Annotated in this window: 22 protein-coding genes; 9 read left to right on the top strand and 13 right to left on the bottom strand. The window is 40.5% G+C overall.

From position 1 onward, the window contains the following. Positions 1-166 precede the first annotated feature (166 nt). On the top strand, positions 167-574 hold the full coding sequence (locus L2567_RS10130) for a 6-pyruvoyl trahydropterin synthase family protein (RefSeq protein ID WP_235297647.1): 408 nt from the start codon (positions 167-169) through the stop codon (positions 572-574). On the opposite strand, the gene L2567_RS10135 is transcribed toward L2567_RS10130, so the two are convergent. Further along, positions 571-1,251: a T9SS type A sorting domain-containing protein gene (locus L2567_RS10135; RefSeq protein WP_235297648.1), complete on the bottom strand. Its 681-nt coding sequence runs from the start codon at positions 1,249-1,251 to the stop codon at positions 571-573. The two genes, L2567_RS10130 and L2567_RS10135, sit on opposite strands and share 4 nt — an antisense overlap. 287 nt (positions 1,252-1,538) lie before the next feature. Here L2567_RS10135 and L2567_RS10140 point away from each other — a divergent pair, with 287 nt between their 5' ends. Both L2567_RS10140 and L2567_RS10145 read left to right on the top strand, forming a co-directional pair. Next, positions 1,539-2,876 (top strand): NAD(P)/FAD-dependent oxidoreductase, encoded by a 1,338-nt coding sequence (locus tag L2567_RS10140; protein ID WP_235297649.1) that lies wholly within the window; start codon positions 1,539-1,541, stop codon positions 2,874-2,876. A 10-nt stretch (positions 2,877-2,886) separates the two neighbouring features. Then, positions 2,887-4,680 (top strand): 4Fe-4S binding protein, encoded by a 1,794-nt coding sequence (locus L2567_RS10145; protein ID WP_235297650.1) that lies wholly within the window; start codon positions 2,887-2,889, stop codon positions 4,678-4,680. A gap of 95 nt (positions 4,681-4,775) precedes the next feature. Here L2567_RS10145 and L2567_RS10150 read toward each other — a convergent pair whose 3' ends face one another. Then, a complete protein-coding gene (locus tag L2567_RS10150; RefSeq protein WP_235297651.1) occupies positions 4,776-5,228 on the bottom strand; it encodes a DUF2141 domain-containing protein in 453 nt (150 codons plus the stop codon). A gap of 126 nt (positions 5,229-5,354) precedes the next feature. Here L2567_RS10150 and L2567_RS10155 point away from each other — a divergent pair, with 126 nt between their 5' ends. After that, positions 5,355-6,599, top strand: coding sequence for a DEAD/DEAH box helicase (locus L2567_RS10155; protein WP_235297652.1), 1,245 nt, complete (start codon positions 5,355-5,357; stop codon positions 6,597-6,599). Positions 6,600-6,757: 158 nt separating this feature from the next. On the opposite strand, the gene L2567_RS10160 is transcribed toward L2567_RS10155, so the two are convergent. Both L2567_RS10160 and L2567_RS10165 read right to left on the bottom strand, forming a co-directional pair. After that, entirely contained in the window at positions 6,758-7,573 is an 816-nt protein-coding gene (locus L2567_RS10160) for an Omp28-related outer membrane protein (RefSeq protein ID WP_235297653.1), read from the bottom strand. Beyond that, a complete protein-coding gene (locus L2567_RS10165; protein ID WP_235297654.1) occupies positions 7,573-9,240 on the bottom strand; it encodes a DUF6029 family protein in 1,668 nt (555 codons plus the stop codon). The genes L2567_RS10160 and L2567_RS10165 overlap by 1 nt, the downstream gene beginning before the upstream one ends. 85 nt (positions 9,241-9,325) lie before the next feature. Between L2567_RS10165 and L2567_RS10170 the strand changes: the two genes are divergently transcribed. Then, positions 9,326-9,811: a TlpA family protein disulfide reductase gene (locus tag L2567_RS10170; RefSeq protein WP_235297655.1), complete on the top strand. Its 486-nt coding sequence runs from the start codon at positions 9,326-9,328 to the stop codon at positions 9,809-9,811. Positions 9,812-9,824: 13 nt separating this feature from the next. On the opposite strand, the gene dinB is transcribed toward L2567_RS10170, so the two are convergent. Next, a complete protein-coding gene (gene dinB / locus L2567_RS10175; RefSeq protein ID WP_319942132.1) occupies positions 9,825-10,895 on the bottom strand; it encodes a DNA polymerase IV in 1,071 nt (356 codons plus the stop codon). Between the two features lie 221 nt (positions 10,896-11,116). Here dinB and L2567_RS10180 point away from each other — a divergent pair, with 221 nt between their 5' ends. Continuing rightward, entirely contained in the window at positions 11,117-11,383 is a 267-nt protein-coding gene (locus tag L2567_RS10180) for a hypothetical protein (protein WP_235297657.1), read from the top strand. A gap of 39 nt (positions 11,384-11,422) precedes the next feature. Here L2567_RS10180 and L2567_RS10185 read toward each other — a convergent pair whose 3' ends face one another. Genes L2567_RS10185 through L2567_RS10195 form a run of 3 tightly spaced genes read right to left on the bottom strand, consistent with a single transcriptional unit; the run spans position 11,423 to position 15,103 of the window. Next, complete coding sequence (locus L2567_RS10185; RefSeq protein ID WP_235297658.1) at positions 11,423-12,187, bottom strand: alpha/beta fold hydrolase; 765 nt, start codon at positions 12,185-12,187, stop codon at positions 11,423-11,425. Continuing rightward, on the bottom strand, positions 12,188-13,789 hold the full coding sequence (gene nadB / locus L2567_RS10190; protein ID WP_235297659.1) for an L-aspartate oxidase: 1,602 nt from the start codon (positions 13,787-13,789) through the stop codon (positions 12,188-12,190). It lies immediately after the preceding gene. Positions 13,790-13,819: 30 nt separating this feature from the next. Then, complete coding sequence (locus tag L2567_RS10195) at positions 13,820-15,103, bottom strand: MgtC/SapB family protein (RefSeq protein ID WP_235297660.1); 1,284 nt, start codon at positions 15,101-15,103, stop codon at positions 13,820-13,822. Positions 15,104-15,202: 99 nt separating this feature from the next. Here L2567_RS10195 and L2567_RS10200 point away from each other — a divergent pair, with 99 nt between their 5' ends. Together L2567_RS10200 and L2567_RS10205 are read left to right on the top strand one after the other, a co-directional pair. After that, the gene (locus L2567_RS10200; protein ID WP_235297661.1) at positions 15,203-16,318 is read left to right on the top strand and encodes a tRNA-queuosine alpha-mannosyltransferase domain-containing protein; all 1,116 of its coding nucleotides are present in this window, start codon (positions 15,203-15,205) and stop codon (positions 16,316-16,318) included. Next, on the top strand, positions 16,315-17,400 hold the full coding sequence (locus tag L2567_RS10205; protein ID WP_235297662.1) for a glycosyltransferase family 4 protein: 1,086 nt from the start codon (positions 16,315-16,317) through the stop codon (positions 17,398-17,400). Before L2567_RS10200 ends, L2567_RS10205 begins: the two co-directional genes overlap by 4 nt. Here the strand turns inward: L2567_RS10205 and L2567_RS10210 are convergent. Beyond that, positions 17,389-17,859, bottom strand: a complete 471-nt coding sequence (locus L2567_RS10210; RefSeq protein WP_235297663.1) for a hypothetical protein — start codon at positions 17,857-17,859, stop codon at positions 17,389-17,391. The genes L2567_RS10205 and L2567_RS10210 overlap by 12 nt on opposite strands. A 165-nt stretch (positions 17,860-18,024) precedes the next feature. Then, positions 18,025-19,266, bottom strand: a complete 1,242-nt coding sequence (locus L2567_RS10215; RefSeq protein ID WP_235297664.1) for a prolipoprotein diacylglyceryl transferase — start codon at positions 19,264-19,266, stop codon at positions 18,025-18,027. 149 nt (positions 19,267-19,415) lie between these two features. Here L2567_RS10215 and L2567_RS10220 point away from each other — a divergent pair, with 149 nt between their 5' ends. After that, positions 19,416-19,979: an outer membrane beta-barrel protein gene (locus L2567_RS10220; protein WP_235297665.1), complete on the top strand. Its 564-nt coding sequence runs from the start codon at positions 19,416-19,418 to the stop codon at positions 19,977-19,979. Between the two features lie 3 nt (positions 19,980-19,982). Here the strand turns inward: L2567_RS10220 and L2567_RS10225 are convergent, their stop codons facing one another. From L2567_RS10225 to L2567_RS10235, 3 genes are all read right to left on the bottom strand, one after another. Further along, a complete protein-coding gene (locus L2567_RS10225; protein WP_235297666.1) occupies positions 19,983-21,236 on the bottom strand; it encodes an NAD(P)/FAD-dependent oxidoreductase in 1,254 nt (417 codons plus the stop codon). A 545-nt stretch (positions 21,237-21,781) separates the two neighbouring features. Next, the gene (locus tag L2567_RS10230) at positions 21,782-22,783 is read right to left on the bottom strand and encodes a 4-hydroxyproline epimerase (RefSeq protein WP_235297667.1); all 1,002 of its coding nucleotides are present in this window, start codon (positions 22,781-22,783) and stop codon (positions 21,782-21,784) included. Then, the gene (locus tag L2567_RS10235) at positions 22,784-24,319 is read right to left on the bottom strand and encodes an aldehyde dehydrogenase (NADP(+)) (RefSeq protein WP_235297668.1); all 1,536 of its coding nucleotides are present in this window, start codon (positions 24,317-24,319) and stop codon (positions 22,784-22,786) included. Position 24,320: the final 1 nt, after the last annotated feature.

A 24,320-nucleotide genomic window follows, 5' to 3' on the forward strand; every position in this document is an offset into this window, starting at 1 on the left:
ACTACTGCCTTAATAATCCCATAAAGATGATGGGAAAAAACCATTGGCCTGACACAGATCGAGATCGATCGCATCATATCTTACAGCAGCAATTTGACGCAGTACTCATCTTTATTAAAACAAAAGGAATAAAAAGCTGGTTAAATAGGGAAATAAGACAATTATAATGAGAATCGCAGTATTCCGTAAAGCCCATTTTAATGCAGCTCACCGCATGCATGTCCCTGAATGGTCAGATGAAAAGAATATAGAAGTGTTCGGCTTATGTAACAGTCCGAACTATCATGGTCATAATTATGAGCTTGAAGTCAAAGTAGTGGGAGAAGTAGATCCAGTCACTGGCTATTTAATTGACCTCAAAGTCCTTAAAGACTTAATTAAAGAGGAAATAGAAGATCGCTTTGATCATAAAAACCTAAATCTGGATACGGAAGAATTCAAGGAAGTCCCACCGAGCTGTGAAAATCTTTGCTATACCATCTGGAAAATCTTATCCGAAAAATTGGGATCAGAATATGAGGTTACCGTAAGACTTTATGAAACCCCTAGAAACTTTGCACAATATCCGGCTTAATATTTCTTAAGTTTCAAGACCTTTATAGATTCACCGAAACGATCTATTAATCTCACATAGTAGACTCCTGTATTAAGATCAGAAACGTCATAAAATCTGCCTTGCTCTGCTTTAAAGCTGGCTACTTTTTTCCCTACGACAGTAACAACATCGATATTTGAAATCAAATCTCCGGTATTGACTCTAAAGAAATCTGTGGTAGGATTAGGGAAAATAGAAAGCCCTTTAACAAATAGATTTGAGGTAGATGATGTGATAGTATTAATAGTGATGGGAACTTCAACTTTTAAACTGTCAGGATATTGAAGGTCAAAAAATTCAATATTGTAGGTTCCTTCTCCTTCTGTTTCAGAAGGTAAGGTATGAAACATCACTATGATGGATTCACCCGGAGCAATAACGTTCGGACGAGAATCAGAGCTTTCACTTTGATTAAAATTATAACAATTCTCTGTATCGCACACGTAATACTGCCATTGACCTGGCTGTGCCACCACCTCCAGTTTCCATGCAAGATATACCGTGTCAGACCCTTCATTCTTCAACTCGAAATCAGTCTGAATATTTTCTGTAGCAGCATTTGCAGTCACTTCTATCGGATTAGGAGAGTAAACGATCTGTCCTGTCGTAGAAATGGTTGCTGTCAAGAAAAAAATGTATAGTAAAAAATTACGCATAGGCAATTAGTGTTATTTCAAAGATATGAATTATAAGTTTAAGCGAGTATTAATATTTTGTTAATTATCCTTAATAAATACTAAAACAAAATCATTAACAGTCGCAAATATATTAAATAATTTTATAATATGTAATTTACTAGCTTCCATTTTATTCTGTGAATTACAATTTATTAACATCGTTCACTTTGTCGAACCCTGGACATGTAAACCACTTAAATTAGTGGTCTTGTCAAAACATCCTTTATATTCATGATGCATTTAGATCTTAAACCCACTAGTCATACATGAAGATTATAATAATTGGTAACGGAATAAGTGGAATCACTGCTGCGAGATTTATCCGAAAGCTATCTGACTATGAAATCACAGTTCTATCATATGAAACTGATTTTTTCTTTTCCAGAACAGCTTTGATGTACATCTATATGGGTCATATGAGGTATGAGGATACCAAGCCCTATGAGGACTGGTTTTGGGATAAGAACAAAATTAATTTGAAGAACGCGAGGGTAGAACATGTAGATTTTACAAAAAAAGCACTGACCCTGAGTTCTGGAGAAAAAATGTCCTATGACAAATTGATCATTGGAACCGGGTCTGCCTCCAATAAGTTTGGTTGGCCGGGCCAGGATCTTGAAAGGGTGTACGGCATGTATTCATACCAGGACCTGGAAGCTATGGAAAAATATAGTGAAGGTCTGAAAAGAGCAGTCATCGTCGGAGGCGGATTGATCGGGATAGAAATGGCTGAAATGTTTCACTCCAGACATATCCCCGTCACCTTGCTAGTGAGAGAGGAACATTATTGGAACAATGTCCTGCCATTAGAGGAATCTAAAATGGTTAGTCGGCATATCCGGGAACATGGCCTGGACCTCAGATTAGAAACTGAATTAAAGGAAATTCATGATAATGGAAAAGGAGAGGCCAATGCTGTTACGACCAATAAAGGAGAAAAAATAGAATGCGGATTCGTTGGTTTGACAGCGGGAGTTCATCCGAATGTTCAATTTTTAAAGAAAACCGATCTGGAAATAGATAAGGGTATAGTGGTCAATGAATTTTTAGAAACCAACATGCAGGATGTCTATGCCATCGGTGACTGTGCCCAATTGAAATCTCCAAAAGAAGGAAGAAGATCAATAGAGGCCATATGGTACACTGGAAAAATGATGGGTGAAACAGTAGCATATAATGTCTGTGATCGACCGGTCAAATATGATCCTGGAATTTGGTTCAATTCAGCTAAATTCCTTGATATTGAATACATGGTATATGGTGAGGTTCCTACCAAAATACCAGATACTATGGGAACATTATACTGGGAGCATCCTGATGGAAGAAAGTCAATCAGAATAAACTATGATAAGAATCATGGTCATGTTCTCGGATTTAATCTGATGGGTGTCAGATATAGACATGAAGTGTGTGAGAAATGGATCAAAGAGAAAACCAATATAGAAAATGTACTTCAACATCTGGGTTTAGCGAATTTCGATCCGGAATTTTACAAACAGTATGATAGGAAAGTAGTGGAGCTATACAATGAGCAAACCGGGAAAAATTTAGAGTTAAAAACCAAAAGAGGGCTCGCCAAAGTGCTTTCATTTCTTAATCGATAGATTTACATCAATGAATATATTCAATAAAGTAGGACTTGCTCTTTTTGTGGTGGCCCTGGCCATATTTACCCTCTCTTTGGGTCTTGATGGTTATACCTTTAAGCAAAGTAAGCTGGAAGTCGATGAAATTCATAGAAATTCCATCCTGGAAGCTATTCAGAATCAGGATATCGAAGGCAAAAAGTTTTCAAATTCATTCGACTACATCCACGCACTGCGAAAGATGTTTGAGGAGGCGACAACGATTCAAGAAGAAAAGGCCAAAACGGGTATTCCTGAAGACTTGCAGGAATGGCAATTTAATTTAAGTAAAGATAAAGTCAATAATTACGTCTTAAGTATTGTAAAATCCACTGGTGATGGCATTGTTTCTAACAATAAGGTTCTGTTTTGGTGGCTAACCATAGGTTTAGGCATTATAGGAGGCCTCATTTATATCATTCCTACTTTTTTCAAGATTCCAGGTATCAAAAATGATCATATCTACCATCGATCGATGCAGAAAGGTTTGAATTTGAGTATTCGAGGTTTTTTTCTGGGCGCGACCATCATTGGCATATTACTATATGGGGTTTTCTACATGAATAAAAACTGGTTTTGGCCAGCAGTGACTTTGGTGATTTCAGGAATCATCATTGCTCTGGTGCTGTTCAGAAGAAACGAAAAAGAACATGAGCCCACTAAGTCTGCCTCTCCACCAGATGTGACAGGCTGGCTAGGGGTGATTACCGGAATTTATCTTATCGGCTTTTACATTTTACTCTACTGGGTGCCAGAATATATTGTTCCCTGGATTCAAATTGCGGATCCCCTGAAACAATTGATAGTCGGAACGAATGCAGATCGATGGTTCTTATATGGTATGCTTTACACGGTTATAGTCCTGACCATGGGCATTCGAATGATTGCGAAATATTGGCATAATAAATACCAGATATTAAGAACCATTTCAGTGATGTTTTTCCAAACCTGCTTTGCGTTTTTAATTCCTGAGATTCTTAGCAAGTTGAATATGCCTTCAATGGATCTTAAAAACATCTGGCCACTTAATTACTCTTTCTTTTTTGATTACAACATCAGCAATTTAATTCAGAGCGGAGGCTTTGGAATTTTTCTTTTGGTATGGGGTACCTTATTAGCTTTGGTTGGGGTTCCGGTGTTTGTCTACTTCTTCGGAAAAAGATGGTATTGCTCCTGGGTTTGCGGCTGTGGAGGACTGGCAGAGACTCTGGGTGATCCATACAGACAACTTTCAGATAAGAGTTTGCGTGCCTGGAAATATGAAAGATTTATTGTACACGGTGTTCTGGCTTTTGCTGTGATTATGACCATATTGACCCTGTATACTTATTTTAGTGGAGCCAGTCGAATCATTGGTTTAGATTCCTATAGTGTTCGTACCTGGTATGGTTTTCTTATAGGATCTGCTTTTGCTGGTGTGGTGGGAACTGGCTTTTACCCGCTTATGGGAAATAGAGTTTGGTGCCGATTTGGTTGTCCACTTGCTGCTTATCTAGGCCTTGTACAGCGCTTTAAGTCTAAATTTCGAATTACCACCAATGGCAGCCAGTGTATTTCTTGCGGAAATTGTTCTACTTACTGTGAAATGGGCATAGATGTGAGGTGGTACGCTCAAAGAGGTCAGGATATCGTACGGGCTTCTTGCGTTGGGTGTGGTATTTGTTCAGCTGTATGTCCAAGGGGTGTATTACGACTAGAGAATGCATCCGGGGATATTGACGACCGGGCCGAAGAGCTAAGAGCTGTACATATAAGTGAGGATGAGGTAAGGTTGTTAAGTTAGAATGAGGTCAATATTTGAATGGTAGATCGTAAAATAAGCGAGGATAAGCACTAAAAGCACTTACCCTCTATATGTAATTGTATTCTTTCAATGGTCTACCAAACTTGCATCACAATCTCCATCTCAGTATCCTGGTCTCCTGGATGCGTAAAGGTTACTTCTTTATATCTGGGAGCTCTGTTATTAACCATAAAATTGGTTGAAAATCCAAATGGCTCTTTAGGTACACCCACCCAGTTGTAATCAAATTTACGATTACCGTTAAAATCCTGGAAAATAGCAATAGCGTAAGTACCTGCCGGTATATCTTCCAAAACTAAAACTTCTCTATCGTCTTCCACTTTCTTGATTTCATATTTGAGGACTTTTTTTACCTTTCTCCATGTTCTTCTACTATCGTATATCCCTACCAGTACTTCACCTTTGATTTCTGGTATATCGGTCACATGTACAATAACATTCCCATTGGAGTTTTCGCTTTGAATTTTGTCAAAATTTGTATTGACTCCTACAATCATTTGAATCATTAAAAGTATCGTATAAATCATAACTTTAAAATTTTGATGATGCGCCTTTCTAACTTACACACCTTTAATTTGGTTCGAATACAAAGCTTTTCGAATAATCATAAAGTGCTTTCGTTTGGTTAGATATATTATTAGCATCTTTGCATTATGAAATTTACAGAATTAGGGTTAGCAGATGAGATTATAGAATCTATAGGCTATATGGGATTTGAGGAGGCCACTCCTATTCAGGAAGAATCGATTCCCGTGATATTACGTGGTCAGGATTTAATTGCATGTGCTCAGACGGGAACCGGAAAGACTGCGGCATTTATCTTGCCTACCTTACACAGACTTTTTACAGGAGAAAAAAAAGAGGCCACAAGGGCACTTGTGATTTGCCCTACCAGGGAGCTTGCCATACAAATTGACAAGCAAATTCAAGGATTTACCTATTTTTTAGGCTTGCATTCGATTGCAGTCTATGGTGGTGGTTCAGGGGAGGATTGGGTGCAAGAAAAGGAAGCACTATCACAAGGCGCTGACATCATAGTTTCTACTCCGGGGAAATTAATATCACACCTGAATATGGGCTATGTGGACTTTAGCCAGGTGGAGTACTTTATCATGGATGAGGCAGACCGAATGTTGGACATGGGATTTAGGGCCGATATTGAAAAAATCGCCTCTTATCTACCAAAGGAAAGACAGACCTTGATGTTCTCAGCTACCATGCCAACGAAGATCAGACAATTAGCAAAAAAGACCTTAAATGACCCTCACCAAATCAACATTGCGATTTCAAAGCCAGCTGAAGGCGTTTTGCAAGCTGTTTATCTGGTGCATGAAGAGCAGAAATTAGCTTTAATCACACGTTTGATCAGGGACAAGCCGAGTTATAAGAGAATCATCATTTTCTCATCGAGAAAGAAGAAGGTTTATGACATCGTCAAGGCACTTAAAGCTGAGAAGTTCAATGTAGAGGGCGTTTCATCAGATTATGAGCAGAAAGAAAGAGAAGCGGTGATTGCCAATTTTAAGGCTACCAGAACAAGAATTGTTGTAGCTACAGATGTGCTCTCGAGGGGAATTGATATCAAGGACATCAATTTAGTAATCAACTATGATACGCCGACCAATGCTGAAGACTATGTCCACAGAGTGGGAAGGACTGCCAGAGCAGATACGACAGGTGTAGCCATCACGCTGGTGAATGAAAATGACATGTATGATTTCCATGAGATTGAACAATTGATCGAAACTGAAATCATGAAGTTACAGCCTTTTCCAGAGTTGGGTCCTGGACCAGAGTGGAATCCAAAAAGAAGGAGAAAAAGCTATGGGCGATCAAGCAAGGGAGGGAACAAGAAGAATTACAAGGGCAAGCGGGGAGGAAGAAGTAGGAAAAGATAAGCGAATTCGAGGTGGTTAAAATGCCTTTGGGACTGGCAAATTCTATTTGCCAGAAATTCAACTAATCATTAGACCCCTTGCTGGCGATGCACATTTCTCTCGTTTAACCTTGCCACTGCAGTGACAAGTCCCCAGGCCGAAAGATCAACTCTCTTTCATCAGAGCAACTTCACCAGCCCAGCCTGCAGCACTTCGCCGGAGCTACCCGCCTCATGCACAAACACTACAATTTCAAGATCCTCTATCTTCCACAGATGTTCATCTTTCGGTATAACATACTGAAATTCTTGATTGACCACCTGCCCCTCTTCCAGGCCAGAGCTAAGCTCCATCCCATCGTATGTAGTCAACATGGTTCTTAAAACATGATTATGATGAAAATCCTCGATGATATCATTGAGATCTTCTTGTGCGTCAATGATGTTATTCTCCAAAATCATCACACTCATTTTAAGGCTTTCATTGATGTTCTCCAGACCTATAACGCCCACCCTTAAAACCATCTCCCGTGATTCTACATCAATACTCGTTTCCATGACCACACTAACTCTGGGTGGTATTCTCAGTTGGTCCGCGACGTAGCCCGACCATAAATCCGGAGATTGAATCACTCTGGTCTCCCCACCCGAAGGAATCGCCCGATTAATCAAAGCCGCAGGTTTGGAAGTCCCAGGTGCCAGCGTCATTTCCAACTGCTTGGCAAAATCATTTCTAAAATCAAACTCACTTTCCTTGGTTGGCCAACTCAGAAAAAACCCATGGATACCCACAGGAATCACCTGGTCTCCATACCTCTGCTTAATCGCTTCTATTTCTGACGTTCCCTTTGGACAATTAGGGCAACTCACTCCTGTCATCTCCTCCAAAAGAACAACGCGTTGAGATTCTATCGCCTCAAATTCAGGAATTCTGACAATACTGCCCTCGCACCCCAACAAGGTGAATAAAACCGCTATGACCGCTAGGTATCTCATTAAAAAATTGAATTTACTTCGAATTTTACTCCACTGAATGCAGGCTCTAATCTACACACTCCTCCTGTACAAACCACACCTTCCACCTGTTTTACATAACGAAGACCGTAACGAGATTGTTTCCACTGATAGTAAACCCCCGCAGTGGGGTACAGGATCTTTTCTCCTGCACCTTCAGGGATGTTGGGGTTGCCGGGATTCGGAATGATATTATACATACCAGAAAGCTCAAACCGCCAATGAGGTGCCATCCCATATTCAGCCAACAAATAAAGCCAGGACCCATAGTCTTGGGCAGTGGACATGTATTGAGACTCTATCTTTAAAGAATTTCTTCTCGTGAACTTATAGAGTACATCTACAAATGGAGTCCAGGTTCTGACGATAGGTGTAATGTTTCTCGGCTTCCCCTCATATACCGATTGATTGTAAATCTGTCGTTGTATTCCGATATGGCTGTCAAGTTTTCTGTTGGGCTTATACTGTAGGTCAATGAAATATTCTCTGTATAATAATTGATTTTCTAGTGTTGTGATATTTGATACATTGACATTAAGCAGAAATGGCTTGTTAATTTTATATTTTAAATCAGCCTGAAATGCCCATTCACTGGTCAATTGTGTGGCCGGATTATATCGACTGGTTAATCTATAGGTGGTAATATGATTCATAGGTGGTAGAAAGCCAATCAATCCATTATTGAGGATCAAAGTGGGATCCACTCTAAAGTCAAAGTTCTGGGTCCGTTTACCTTCCAAAGTAATCCCAAGTCCCTGCTTGGCATAAGATAATGTCGAATAAATGACGTGTCCGGCCTCTTTGACATATTTACCCTGAGAGGTGCTTCCCGTAATTTTAGTGGTTTCATTGAATGGATCGAAAAACACTTCGGGTAGTTTGTATGCCAATTCAACATACCATGAATAAGCCTTGTAGTTCAAGCTATTGTAAATACTGTAGGCCATCGAGTGATATGAAAACTGATTGATTCTTTCCTCCTCCAAGTAGTTTCTCAAAACAGAAATCAATCGACTCACACTTCCGTCAGAGAGTTTCTTCCCTGTAAAACCAACACCTGGAGTTAGGAATATTTTTTTCTCCTTTCCCATTGACATAAACCCTTCTAATTTTGCACCATAAAGCCATCCTCCATAAGTGTCGAATAAAAACCTTTGTTGGCCTCCCCACACTGCAGCCTGCCATTGATCATTGATAGCATATTCCAATTGAACACCTTTCAACGCGTTATCCAGCAGTAATGGGCGCTCTTCATAGGCTCTGTAAATGGTACCGCTGCCAATTTGATTGTAAATGGATCCAATTCTAACATTCAAATCCTTCCATGATGTCTCGACGAACCAAATTCCAAGACCTCTGTCAGTGTAGGATGAAGAAGGGTTCAGCAAATTGGAGTTGTGAAAGAAATCAAAACGAAGACCTCCTCTCCATTTGCCAAAATCTGCATTGACATTTAACCATGAATCTGCCCCTAAGGGCATACCTTCATACTGCGGAATATTTGCTGCACCAATCCGCTCATCCTTAATAAAATAGTTCATGGTTCCCTGAAAAGCTCCATTGACCCTGGCTGTCTTCCACTCTTCCTGACCATAGAGTGTGATCGAAGCATTGATACAAAATAAAACTAATGATAAGCGGAAAAACATAAAGCCGGTTAATATTGCGTTAAATACAGCCTGGAATCGAATTTGTAGATGCTAAATTATAGTTTTACCTTTTAAATTGTACAAAATGAAAATTTTATTAGTCTTAATCACTTCTATGATGATGGCATCCTCAGGGATCAATGTAGATAATGGAAAATTTCCGGCTGCTACTTTGAAAAACTTGGATGGAGAAATGATTAAAGTAGAGGACATTACTTCTAAGCATAAAAAGACAATTATTAGTTTCTGGGCGAGTTGGTGCAAACCTTGCAAATCTGAAATGGATGCAATCGCTGAATACTATGAAGAATGGCAGGAAGATTATGATGTCGAATTCATAGCCATTACGATAGATAATGCAAGAGGTCTTGCTAAAGTGCCCGCCATTGTGACTTCTAAAGGATGGAATTATACTTTTCTGTCAGATCCCAATCAGGAATTGCAACAAGCACTTAATTTTCAGACCATCCCACAAACTTTCGTAGTGGATCGCGAAAGCAACATCATCTATGCTCATAATGGTTATACGCCAGGTGACGAGTTAGAGTTAGAGAAGGTACTGAAAGACTAAGGCCAATATAGGTTTAAAACCCGAGATCCATTTGCCGAGTCTTGGGTTCATCCTGATTATCCAGATTAGACATTCCTACGCCAAGCAATCTTACCCCTGTCACTTCCTGATCCAGATTTTGAAACAGTTCCACTGCTGTCGTTTCGATAAGCGGACCATCATTGGAAAAATCCTTGTACGTCTTGCTTCTGGTAAAAGTGGTGAAATCCGGAAGTCGTACTTTAATGTTTACTGTTCGTCCTTTGATTTCCATCTTTTGAAGCGTTTCAGCAACTTTCACAGAAAGAGATTTCAGTTCCTGAATCATTTCGTGGGTATCTGTGATATCATCCCGGAAAGTATTCTCAACCGATATGGATTTACGTTTGCGATCAGGGTCTACAGGTCGTTCGTCTATGCCTCTAACGATGTCGTAAAATTGTGCACCCATTTTTCCAAAATGCATCCCTAGTTCTGACTTCGTGTAGTTCTTTAGGTCCGCCCCTTTGAAAATTTTCATGCGCTCCATTTTCCTTGCAGTGGCTTTGCCAACACCGTGAAACTCAGTGATATCAAGGTTGTCCAAAAAGCGCTGTGCATTTTCTGGCAAGATGGCTGTTAATCCATCCGGTTTGTGATAGTCTGACGCTACTTTTGCTAAGAATTTGTTGTAAGAAATACCTGCCGAAGCGGTAAGTTGTGTCTCTGCTTTAATTATTTCTTTAATATCCCTGGCTATCTGGATCGCTGACTCTATGCCTCTCTTATTTTCTGTCACATCTAAATATGCTTCATCCAAACTAAGCGGCTCAACCAGATCGGTATATTCGTAAAAAATATCGCGGATCTGCTGTGATATTTTCTTATATACTCCAAATCTGGGTGGCACAATGATTAACCTGGGACATTTCTTTTTTGCAATCCGGGTAGACATCGCAGAGGTCACTCTATATCTTCTAGCTTCATAGCTGGCTGTAGCAATTACGCCACGCACTTTATCCTTACCCCCAACAGCCATTGGCTTTCCTCTCAATTCCGGATTATCTCTCTGTTCCACAGCTGCAAAAAAAGCATCCATGTCCACATGTATTATTTTCCGTTTTATATCGTTATAAGTTTATATTTGATAATGAAGTGAACGGTTGCAAATTAGCAGTTAAAAATTATTTAGTCAATTTATAATTTTTTTAATTCACTTCTGTGTTAACATTCGACCCTGATTTTTATTAATTGTTAAAATTATTAAACCAATAGGTGTTCATTTTGATTCACTTGTCATTAACCATACATAATATAGTGAATTGTTTAACACCTAAAACAAACCTAATGAAAACAATGGCAACCATTAAGAAACACCTGATCTCTTCTAAAGAAAGCACTCCGCTATATTCTTTAGAGAATTTAACAGATCTGCGAATGAAGTTACCTAAAGGTAACTGGCTGGGTGTACTTGAGAAAAAGATGGATAAACTAAGAGTATTGACCACTTTCGGAGAAGGGTGGATTAGTCTTGAAGATGCTTGTGAAACCAATTATTTTGACTTCAAAGTAAGGGCAGGTAGAAATGGAGAACTTAGTTATGTCGTGAGCTAAGGGTCAATTCGTTCTATTTAAAAGATCTAGTAAGTCCGCTCATTGACCTAAAAAATTCTTAACCAAATTGATCAGTTCCTCCTTCTTATCTGCATGAACCCAATGTCCAGCGTCCTCAATGGTTTCGATTCTGGCTTTCGGAAATATTCTTGTTATCTCTTTGTAATCATCAGGCATAATGTAGTTTGAAAGTGCTCCCCTAATAAACAGCGCAGGCCCGCTATATTGACTATCAGCCTTCACGGCTTTGAGAATTTCAGGATAGTTTTCAATGATCGATGGCAAGTTCATTTTCCACTGATATCCCCCTTCTTTTATTCGACCAATATTTTTAAGTAAAAACTGTCTAACCCCCCAATCTGTCAGCTTAAGGCTTAAGGCTTCATCGGCATCTGTTCTGGAATTCAATAAACTAACATCTACAGATTGTAATGCATCAAAAATATTATCATGCCCGGGCTCGTATTGCTTAGGACCTATATCCACTACAATCAGATGGTCCACAATGTCCGGAAAACTCAAGGCCATTTCCATGGCCACTTTTCCACCCATGGAATGACCCATAACTGTAGCCTGGTGGATCCAATTATCTTCCATAAAGGAAAGCACATCACCGGCCATCAAAGGAATATTCCACTCATCACTATGGGGAGATTTACCGTGGTTTCTTAAGTCAACCAGAATTACCATATAATTCTCTGCCAATACCTTGGCCACAGACTGCCAGTTGTCTAACATGCCGAAAAGACCATGTAAAATGACAATGGGATCACCTTCACCTAAAATCTTATGATTGAGCTTCATTTACATGGTTGTGGTTTCCAAATAGTTGAATTTTACAGGGTAGTCTGTATTATAATGCAGCCCTCTGCTTTCCTTCCGGCTTTGTGCCGATTTAGTGACTAAGTATCCAATGGTAATTAAATTGCGTAATTCACAAAGTTGGGGAGAAAGAATAGAAGAATTGTAAAGTTCCTCTGTCTCTTTGTATAGTAAATAAAGTCGGTCCATAGCTCGTTTGACTCTGACATCCGTCCTTACAATTCCCACATAACTAGACATGATTTCTTTAAGCTCTTTCCAACTTTGTGTGATCAAGACCATTTCTTTGGGTTCTGTGGTTCCCAATGCGTCCCATTCCGGTATTCCGACAGCATATTCCCTTGAATCAATCTCTACCACCAAATCCCGGGCAATACGATGTGCAAATACAAGTCCTTCCAATAAAGAATTTGAGGCCAATCTATTCGCACCATGAAGACCAGTACAGGTGCACTCGCCGGCTGCATAAAGATTTGAAATCGATGTTCTTCCCATTTCATCTGTTTTGATCCCACCACACATGTAGTGGCAAGCTGGGACAACCGGAATAAAGTCTTTCATAGGATCAATGCCTATGCTTCGGCATTTTTCATAAATAGTGGGAAAGTGCGCTATAAATTTTTCCTTATCCAGGTGGGTACAATCTAAAAACACATAATCATCTCCTCTGACTTTCATCTCATTATCTATGGCCCTTGCCACAATATCTCTGGGTGCTAGAGAAAGCCGATCATCATATTTTTGCATGAACTCCTTGCCATCTTTGGTTCTCAGAATAGCACCAAATCCCCTCACTGCTTCAGATACCAGAAAATCTGGGTTCTCTCCCGCAGGATTGTATAAAGCTGTTGGATGAAATTGGACGAACTCCATATTGGCAATTCTGCCTTTTGCCCTATAGAACATGGCAACACCATCTCCTGTTGCAATGGTTGGATTTGTTGTATTTCTATAAATCTGGCCGGCACCTCCTGTAGCTAAAACCGTCATCTTCGCCTGCCATGTTTCTATATCCTTATTATCCTTATCCATCAGATATGCACCATAACATTCTATATCATCATTGAGCCTGGTAATGTTCCGACCTAAATGATGTTGGGTCAATAAATTGATCGCATAATAATGCTCAAGAATTCTGATGTTGTCGTAAGAATCGGCTTTTTCATTGATCGCTCTTTGAATTTCAGCACCTGTCAAGTCCTTGTAATGAAGAATGCGATACTCCGAGTGTCCTCCTTCCATGCCCAAATCGTATTCTCCCTCTTTGTTTTTGTCAAATCTGGTCCCCCATTCAATAATCTCTTTCACTCTGACAGGCCCCTCTTCCACTACAATTCGTACGATCTCTTCATCACAAAGGCCATCCCCGGCATCCAGGGTATCTGCAATGTGTTTTTCGTAAGAATCGACTTCCAGATCCCAAACTGCCGCCACTCCTCCCTGGGCATAGCGGGTATTGCTTTCCTCCTTTATGGTTTTGGTCACCACAGTAATGGATATATCCGATCTTTGCTCCGCAATTTTAATGGCAAGTGTCATACCGGCAACCCCACCACCAATAATTAATACATCTGTTTTATACACGCACCTTTTTTAGTCAGCTAATATAAAATTTTAACCCCAAATTCCGCTCAGATTCCATGCTTCAGGCCATAGCCATATGATCAGCAATCCAGCAATAATAGATACACCGAATGAAACACAAATCCAAATAAGAAGTTTTCTGGTTCCCAAAACACCGGCAATTATCCCTTTAAACAAAAGATTAGAAAGTGATGCGAGCAGGATGAGCTTCCAACCGGTATTGGTTGATAAATCTCCGGTTTTCATCAGTTGGGATAGAGATAAAGTAATGGCATCTACATCCGTCAATCCACTGATCAGAGAAACGATATACAGGGCATTATTACCGAATTTATCCTTTGTAAAGGCCACGACCAGTAGAATAAAGGCATATAGTAGACCAAAGACCAGAGCACTTCTGAATTGAGCAGGATTATTGGGTTCGGGCATCTTATCCTCTTTTTTCTGCTCTTTGCTGATGAGGTAGAACATAACGACGCATACGCCCACCATGAATATGAATTCTACAGCAAGAGGCAACAACAACATAGGTAATTGCTGCGGAATGACCACTGCAATCTCAATAATGATTCTGACCAGAGCAATGGCAGATGCCACTGTGATGACGAAAGCGGCTATGTTCCCAATGTTCTCAGCATTGGTCGTTTTCCTGGCATAACTGACAGATGTGGCAGTGCTAGAAATTAATCCGCCTAATATTCCATTGGTGATGATACCCACTTTCTGACTCACAAACTTATAAATGAAGTAACCGATAACACTGATTCCTACGATCAATGTCACCATCATCCATATATTTCGAGGATTCAAAACGTCATAAGGCCCATAGGTTTGGTTGGGGAGAATGGGCAAGATCACCAATGAAATTCCTGCAAAAATCATGATTGCAGAAATATCTTTTTCCTTTAAGCCGTCTATAAAATGGTGAAGGTGTTCTTTAATATAAAGCAAGAACGCAAGAGATCCTCCTACCACAATTCCTACGACTCTGCTGCCTTCCACCAAATAGGCACTGATCGCAAAAATGAGCAGGGCGGCGACCTCTGTCGTCTGGCCTATATCCGCATCCTCTTGCTTTTTTAGCTTTATGTAATTGGCCATCAACAATAATCCGGTTACTGCAATAGCCATAAATGGTAATATATAATCATTCTCGAAGTCCCGCGTCAAAAAGCCTGATATTGCTCCCAGAATGGAGAGAATCGTAAAAGTTCTGACTCCAGCCATTTTACTCTCGACGCTTTCTCGCTGAACACCAACTAACAGACCCAGGCCTAATGCTATTCCTAATGTGATCAGATCGTCGTAATTCATTTATGCTTTTTGGTTGATATTTGTTAAGCTTTTTACTTGTAAGTCAAAGTAAATGTTTGATATACTTACTTATCGATAGGCTTTATATAATTTAGCTTTATGAAAATAGTGGTGGTAGAACCATTTTATACGGAAAGCCATAAGAAGTGGTTGGATGAATTGATAAAGCATTCCTCACATACGATTATACCATTGACTTTGACCGGTCTTTTTTGGAAGTGGAGAATGCATGGTGGAGCGGTGACTTTGGCCCGTACTTTTAAACAACTGGACTTAAGGCCTGACTTGATTGTATGTACGGATATGTTGGATGTCAATGTTTTCTGTGGTTTATTACGAAAAGAGTTAGAAGGTATTCCCATCGCCCTGTATTTCCATGAGAATCAAATTTCTTACCCGTGGAGTCCAGCTGATCAAGACGTGCAGTTGGGCAGAGATCGGCACTACGGCTTTATAAATTATACTTCGGCACTAGCTGTTGATCGTGTTTACTTTAATTCTCATTATCATTCAGAGACTTTTGTGAATGGCTTAGGTCAATTTTTGAATGGTTTTCCTGATCACCTTAATTTGGAAACGATGGATGAGATTGCTGGCAAATCAGAGGTGCTGAGTTTGGGAATGGATCTTAACAGCCTGGATTCAGTTGTACCTCCCGTTAAAACAAAATCAGCTATACCTATTATACTCTGGAATCACAGATGGGAATATGATAAAAATCCGGAGCAGTTTTTTAAGGCTTTGTTTAGACTCAAAGATGAAGGACACGTATTCAAATTGGTGGTGCTGGGACGCGAATATCCTAACAAACCGTCGATATTTGACCGTGCCAGGCGGAAATTAAAGGATCATATACTTCACTGGGGATATGTTGAATCTTCGGATGAGTATGCAGATTGGCTTTATAAGGCAGATATCTTACCGGTTACTTCTATCCAGGACTTCTTTGGCATTTCTGTAGTGGAAGCGATTTATTGTGGTTGTATTCCATTGCTACCAAATCGACTCGCCTACCCTGAGCATATTTCCGAGTCTGAAATGTTTTATGATACCGAAGTGGAATTCTATGAAAAATTGAAAGGGCTGGTAAACAGACACCCTTCGCACCCCAACCTTGACCTAGAAAAAATTAAAAGCTACGACTGGACTCACCAGATTCTTCTTTATGATGCTGCTTTTTCCAGGCTTTCTGCTAATTTTAGCGATAAGGAATGAGAATTGCAGTTAATACAAGAATGTTATTGAAACACAGAATGGAGGGCATCTGTCGCTACATTCACGAAACCACAAAACGGATGGTGCTGGCCCATCCTGAAGATGACTTTATTTTCTTTTTTGACCGTCCTTTTCATCCTTCATTTATTTATGGGCCTAATGTCACACCCGTCGTTTTACCACCACCTACCCGAGATCCCATTCTTTGGAAAATCTGGTTCGATTTTGTCATTCCAAGAGCGCTTAATAAGTACCAGGCTGATGTGTTTTTAAGTGGTGACACCTATATGAGTCTAAAAACCGATGTTCCAACAGTTATCGTTTCTCACGACATTGCCTACCATCATTTTCCTGAACATTTGCCTAGAAGAGTTTTGAATTATTACCGCAATTATTTTCCCGAGTTTCACAAAAAAGCTGCTCACATTATTGCTGTATCAGAATTTACCAAACAAGACATCATTAAAGCTTATGGTTTAAATCCAGAGAAAATTACTGTTGCCCACAATGCAGCACCGCAAGGATTCCGACCATTTTCAAGTGAGGAAAAAAAACTAGTCCAAAAGCAATTCAGCAGAGGTAAACCCTTTTTCATTTATGTTGGAAGCCTACACCCTCGTAAAAACATTAAAAACCTGATTCTCGGTTTCATCGAGTATAAGAGTCAGGGTGGTAAAGAAAATCTGATTCTTTTAGGAAGGAAGGCATGGAACTACTCAGAATTTGAGCAATTGATAGCTAGTAGGAATGACACTATTTGGTTGGATGGGAATCACATTGATCCCAGAGAGGTGCTTCCAGCAGCTGAAGCCCTGGTATACGTTTCGTTACATGAAGGGTTTGGTATTCCTATACTGGAAGGTATGTCAAGTGGTGTCCCTGTTATTACATCTGATGTGAGCAGTATGCCGGAGGTGGCGGGTAAAGCTGCCATTTTGGTAGACCCTTCCTCACCTCAAAGCATCCGTGATGGAATGACCAAAGTCAAATCATCGAACTTAGAAAGTGAGTCTGAAGTTCAATTGAAGCACTTTAGTTGGGATAAAAGTGCCTCTGTAATCTACAAAAGTCTAATCCTTTAATTGATCGACGATTTCTACGATTTTCTTAGTATAAGGAACCAGAAATTCTGGTAAGGCGTCCGTATCCGTATCTACCTGCCATTCATAGGTATCTGCGCCATCAAAATATTGCAGGTAGATAATATCCTGGTCGACACATCCTGGGCAGCCGAAGCTTTTGTCCATGTGGTTTTTGAGTTCTTGGGGAATTTCCTCAAAGGCAGTATATGCCAATTCATATTTAGAATCGCTTAAGGGATCCTCTTTGAAAAGTAGCTCTTCTCCGGGTACAAAGGTGGACATATTGTCTTCCAAAAGTTGAAGGTTATCAATTTTGAAAAGCGAAGTACAATTTCCCATGCAAAATCCATTGTAGATCCCAAATATCAAGTAGTCGTTTTCTTCGAGTTTGAATTCGTCTTTAGTGCAAGAGAAAAGAATCAAACTGGCGAACAATAATATGGTTATATTTTTCATCATCGATGGCATCTTCTACACTATAAGACGAATGGGAAATGAATTTCGTTGGCTGAGTCCAGTATTTTTAAATGAATAGGTGGGTTTGAATACGCTTGATATTCTGCTGGCAAATGAAAATTGCCAGTCCCAAAGCAGTTTTACTATACCCCAGAAGCACTTTAACAATCAACCTTCATCCTCTGCTTCTTTGCGCCATCCATACTTCCACAAATAAATAAGCCCTGCCACTCCAATTACAAACAATCCGAGTGCGATAAACTGCGACATTGACCACGTCACTCCTAAAATCGCGTAGTGTTCATTGACCCTGATCCCCTCTATCAAAAAGCGTTCTAATCCATTGAAAATCAAATACACAAAGAACAACATGCCCGCAATTTTCAATCGTTTTCTCAATACCCACAGCACGATGAAAATCAAGCCAGATAAAAATGCCTCATACAACGGTGTGGGATAGACAGCTTCAGCTAACCTTGTGCAATGTTCAGGGGTTCCACCATCTGCAGCAACCAGCCCGCCACAATTCGGAATGGTTTCTCCTCCATAAAAGTAATCTCCTGTCTGAGGATCTGATGTCATACTATTAATCACATTATGAGGGTAAGCATATTCCCAGGCCCAGTCCGGTAAAAAAAACCAGGCTGGTTTTGATAATTCATTGACCACACCCCAATCTCCGTCTCCTGATAAATGGCATCCTAAGCGCCCCACGGCATAGCCTATAATCAAGGAAGGTGCCACAGCATCCATCATTAAAATAGGCTTTATTCCCAGCCGTTTGACATACCAGTACACCACCATAAAAGCTAATATCAAACCACCATAAATGGTTAATCCCGAACCTCCGAAGAGTTGGCCAATAGGGTCTTGTAGAAAATCATTGAAATTCTCAAAAACAGAGAATAGCCTCGCTCCTATTATTCCGGAAACCGCGGCAACAATTGTAATATCAGGAACCCGTTCATGAGGCATGACTATTTTTTGAATCACCTTGGGTTCCGCCAGTTTTGAACGAGATAATTCGTAGTATCTCCAGGCCACAAATATGATCAGACCGACAGTCCCACCCCATAAATTTCCAGCGGTAGAAATAATAACACCAGCAGCATCCGCTTTGAACATTTCAAAATTTCCAAAGATGAAAACCAATTTGAATCCCACCAGAAACCCTATGATGGAACTTATGATCAAAGGCCTCAGCCTGGGTCCCCTGCCTATCACTTCCTTTTGTAGAATACCCTCTAATAAACCTTGATGCTCATACCGTCTGAATTCCAGATAAAGCACATATCCCGCAGCAATAACAGCCAACATTAGAAACAGGCCAAAGGTCTGTATGATGGAAAAGGCATTATCTACAGAAGTGCCAAATATGGCATTGAGGATATAGGATAAGTCTGGAAACATGAAACAAATTGATTATCTTAGATGTAAAAGTAGCAATTGCCTGACATTTGTGGCACAGATTGTGCCGCACTTATAGGTGTATTCTGAAAATTGTTCGTCCTATGTTTAGCACCTTTTCCCTAGATTGTTGTGTTAGCTAAACTGTATTTATGAAAAAAATTGTCGCTTTACTACTATTTCTTGCCAGTGCGACTTTGATGTCAGCTCAAGGGGGTGCGCAAATATTCACAGGCATTACCACACTTACCAATACCAGTACGGCAATCACCAGAAAAGGTGAATTTCATTCAGGATTTACTGTGGGTATTCAATCAAGGTTAAAAGATGGAACTTTTGTTGCCGGTCCGGGACTCAAATATACGCGGTTCAATATGGTGTCGTCCAATGAGGCTGGGTTCTACAAGAAGGAAGAAAACTACCACCTGCTCTCTGTTCCATTTAATATTGGCCTGGAGTATAGATTGACATACATTTTAAAACTTCGAATGTATACTGGTGCCGATGCGCATTATTTCTATAAGATAGATGAAAACGATCGATCGATCAACTTAGATTATGTTAATGATTACTTTTTCGGTGCACATGCAGGAATAGGCATCGATTTGTATTGGGTGACCTTTGATGCCAAATATGAATATGGACTATCTAATGCGCATAAAATGGATCGTTCTAAGTACAATGCCCTCAATTTTAACGTTGGAATTTTCTTTTAATTCCTATCGTCCTAAACGCATTAATTCCAAATCCAGATCGGTATTTTCCTGATTCACTATTTGTGCCACCAATTTACCGGTTGCCGGACCCAAACTCATTCCCATCATTCCATGCCCAGTGGCTACTACCAGATTTGCGATTGATTTCGACCTTCCTACATAAGGTACGCCGTCGAAACTCAAAGGTCTATAGCCCGTCCAAATTTCATCTACCGCAGGTTGATCTGGAACTTTCATATCAGGAAAATACTTTGGAACTGCACTTAAAAATCCATGAACTCTTTTATGGTTGATCTTAGTTGAAATACCACTAATTTCCAGCGTCCCTGTTATTCTTAAATCATCTCCCATCGGTGTGATGGCTACTTTTTCATCTGTAAGAATGGCAGGTATGGTAGGTTTTATGTCAATGCTTTTCTGGGTGATTGAATAGCCTTTTCCATCCTCAAGAAGCAGCTTTATTCCCAGCATTTTCAAAATTTTCCAGGACCATGCTCCAGCTGTTATAATAAAGTGATCCGCTAGAACAACCTTTCCATTTTTGGTCGTCAAAGCTGTGATACGATCATTAGCCATCTTTGTACCAATGACTGAATCTTTAGTAAGTTTCACCCCTCTTTTGGTCAATAGATCCATGAGGTCTCTCATGAAATGATTAGAATATAAATGTGCGTCTTCAGGAAAGTAAACGCCTCCTAATACATCAACTTTGACATCGGGGTTGAGGGATTGTACCTGAGATTGATCCAATACCTTTGCTTCTATCCCAATTTCATTAGCTTTTTGTGCGATTTCTATTTCTTCTGCCTTGCTTTTTTCACTTTTGAAAAGCATCATTAAACCACGCTGGTGGAAATCAAAATTCAAATTCTCATTTTGTGCCAATTTTGCATATTCCTGTTTACTGAGCTCATTGTATTTCCAAATCAATTCCTGGCTGCGTTCCACATTTCTGGAAGAGCATGACTTGTTGAACCTCCACAACCATTGTATCAATCGCCAATCTAGTCTGGGTTTGATGTAGAAAGGGCTTGAAGCATTGAACATCCACTTTAAACCTTTTGAAATGATACCCGGAGATGCCATGGGAATAAAATGTGAAGGGACAATCATACCGGCATTTCCATATGAAGTTCCTTCTGCACTAAAACCCGGATCGATGACTTCAATGTCATATCCAGATTGACTTAAATAATAAGCGGAACACAATCCATTGACCCCGCCACCGATGATCATCACTTTCGCTTTGTTGCTCAATTTTGATTTTTTATTGAAGTTCGCAATTCAGTTTTCGGTTTTCGCCTTTCACTGTTCGCCTTTCGCCTTTCCCTTAAAGAGCTGCAGCAAAGCCTCGCAGCGAAGGGAGCTCTTTAAGGGATAAACTAAGGAGATTCGCTTTTCGGTTTTCGGAATTCGCCTTTCGCCGTTCCCTTTAAGAGCTGCAGCAAAGCCTCGCAGCGAAGGGAGCTCTTTAAGGGATAAAATGGCAGGATTCGCTTTTCGCAATTCGCTGTTAACCTTTCGCCTTTCGCTGTTCCCTTTAAGAGCTGCAGCAAAGCCTCGCAGCGAAGGGAGCTCTTTAAGGGATAAAATGGCAAGATTCGCAATTCCTAATTCCTAATTCCTAATAATTATTTCAATACCTTATCCAAGCATCATCATCCAAAAAAAATATCACTCCCTAGCCTACAAACTAATAACTTACAACTTACTACTACCCACTAACAACTAACAACTAACAACTAACAACTAACCACTGACTACTGACAACTAACAACTGAAAACTAACCCCTTCCCTCTCCTCACAAAACTTGAAAACCATATGCATACGGGTCATCTTCATCATCGATCATTATCGTATTATATCCTGTGATCCTGGCCCATCCTTCTATACCCGGCAAAATCGCCTCAAATGGACCGCTTTGGGTCCACCCTTCAATCGTCCCAATAAACGTACTCCCTATGATGCTCTCGTGAACAAATTGATCCCCTTCTTTCAATTTACCTTTGGCAGCCCACTGTGCCATTCTTGCCGAAGTTCCCGTTCCACAGGGCGATCGATCTATAGCCTTATCTCCATAAAAAACTGCATTCCTGGCCGTCGAGGCTTTATTCAGGACCTCACCCGTCCAGAGGATGTGACTCAAACCATTGATCTTTGGATCTTCCGGATGAATAAACTGATGTTGTTCATTTAAACGAGCCCTGATCACCGGACTCCAACGGATCAAATCAGCAGCTGAGTAGTTCTGGATGCCTGCAAAATGTTGCTGACGATCTACAATCGCATAAAAGTTTCCCCCATAAGCCACATCTACCTTAAGCATACCCAAATCAGGACATTCTACTTCCAAATCTTGCTTATATAGGAATGAAGGTACATTGACCAACTTTACAGAGACCACCTTACCATTTTGCTCCACATAAGTTACTAGAACAAGACCTGCTGGCGTTTCTAGTCTTAATTCGCCTTTTTGCTTTGGAATGACCAGTCCTTCCTCAATAGCTATGGTAACCGTTCCGATTGTGCCGTGTCCACACATTGGCAAACATCCTGAAGTCTCTATAAACAATACGGCAACATCGTTGTCCGGATCAGATGGCGGATATAAAATACTCCCTGACATCATATCGTGACCTCTGGGTTCGAACATCAGTCCTTTTCTAATCCAATCATACTCCGATAAAAAATGAAGCCTCTTCTCACCCATGTTTGAACCTTCAAGGTTCGGTCCTCCTCCTGCAACCAACCTAACAGGATTACCACAAGTGTGTGCATCCACACAGAAAAACTTTTTCCTCATTTAAAATTCCTTCCTATTAATACCCAATGGATTTTCCTCTTTTAAGGCATCCGGAAGTAACTCGTCCGGAAAGTCCTGATAGCACACCGGCCGCACAAACCGATAGATGGCATTCCCTCCCACTGAAGTAAATCGCACATCTGTTGTCGCTGGAAACGGTCCACCATGATGCATGGCCTCCACCACTGCTACTCCAGTAGGAAGTCCATTGACAATAATCCTACCTGCCTTGGTCTTTACTTTGTTGATCAAATCACTGTACGCTAATAACTCATTTTTCTCGCCAATAAACGAAGCGGTCAACTGACCCTGCAGATGGTCTGCAACTGAAGCTAATTCTTCATCGTTTTCGCAGACGATCATAACGGAAAGCGGTCCGAAAACCTCTTCTGCCAATTTGGGGTTGTCTATGAAATTTTGAAAACCTACTTCAAGTAAGCATGGTAAGGCCTTTCTCGAATCTGGGTCATCATCCATCTCTGCATATTTGATCACCACTCCCTTTTGCTGAGATTGTTGATGTCTCCCTCGCTCATAGGATTGAAAAATCCCCTTATTAAGCATAGTAGCAGGAGTCAGCCTGGTAAAGGCATCGACCAACTGGTCACTAAAAGCTAGCAGGTATTCATTTCTTTTTACAATCAATAGCCCTGGATTCGTACAAAATTGACCTGCACCCAAATTCACTGAATTTGCTACCGCCTCCGCCCATTCTTCGGTCTTTGCTTCCATAGCATCAGGTAAAATAAAGACAGGATTAACACTGCCCATCTCAGAAAATACCGGTATAGGTTCATCTCTTTTTTGAGCCAAATCATACAATGCTTTTCCTCCTCCATATGAACCGGTAAAAGCTACTGCTTTAACATCAGGATGTTGGACCAAAAAGCTTCCCAATTCATTTCCGGCGCCGTTTAATGAAGAAAAGACACCGTCAGGCAATCCGCATTCTACAGCCGCACCCATGATGACTTCGGCTACAAGATTATTGGTTCCCAAATGGGACTCATGAGCTTTTATAATTACCGGACACCCAGCAGCCAATGCAGATGCTGTATCACCTCCAGCAGTCGAAAAGGCAAGTGGAAAATTACTTGCAGTGAAAACCACCACTGGCCCGATAGGTTCAAGACATTGCCTCACATCCACATCTCCCCTGTTAATGATTGCATTAACCCAGGATCCTTCTTCAACTTTATCGGCGAAAAACCTCAATTGAGCACAAGTCCGTCCTCTTTCACCCTTGACACGACCTTCTGGCAATCCACTTTCTTGCATCACCCTTTTCACCAATTGGTCACCTAACCCTTCTATTTTGTCTGCGATCGTTCGCAAGAAGTGAGCTCTCTTGCTGCCTTTGACTTTCGAATATTTCTCTGCCGCCGCTTTGGCTTTCTTCACCGCTTCTTCAGCCTCTTCATTGGTGGCCACGTGAAATTCGCCTTCCAGATCTGAAAGGTTACTTGGATCAACAGCCTTGATGATTTGATCGCTCTTCGCACTGATTTTCTTGCCTATAATATTAAATCCTTTCATT

Origin of the sequence: Portibacter marinus (assembly GCF_021533195.1) — a bacterium.
Taxonomy (GTDB): Bacteria; Bacteroidota; Bacteroidia; order Chitinophagales; family Saprospiraceae; genus Portibacter; species Portibacter marinus.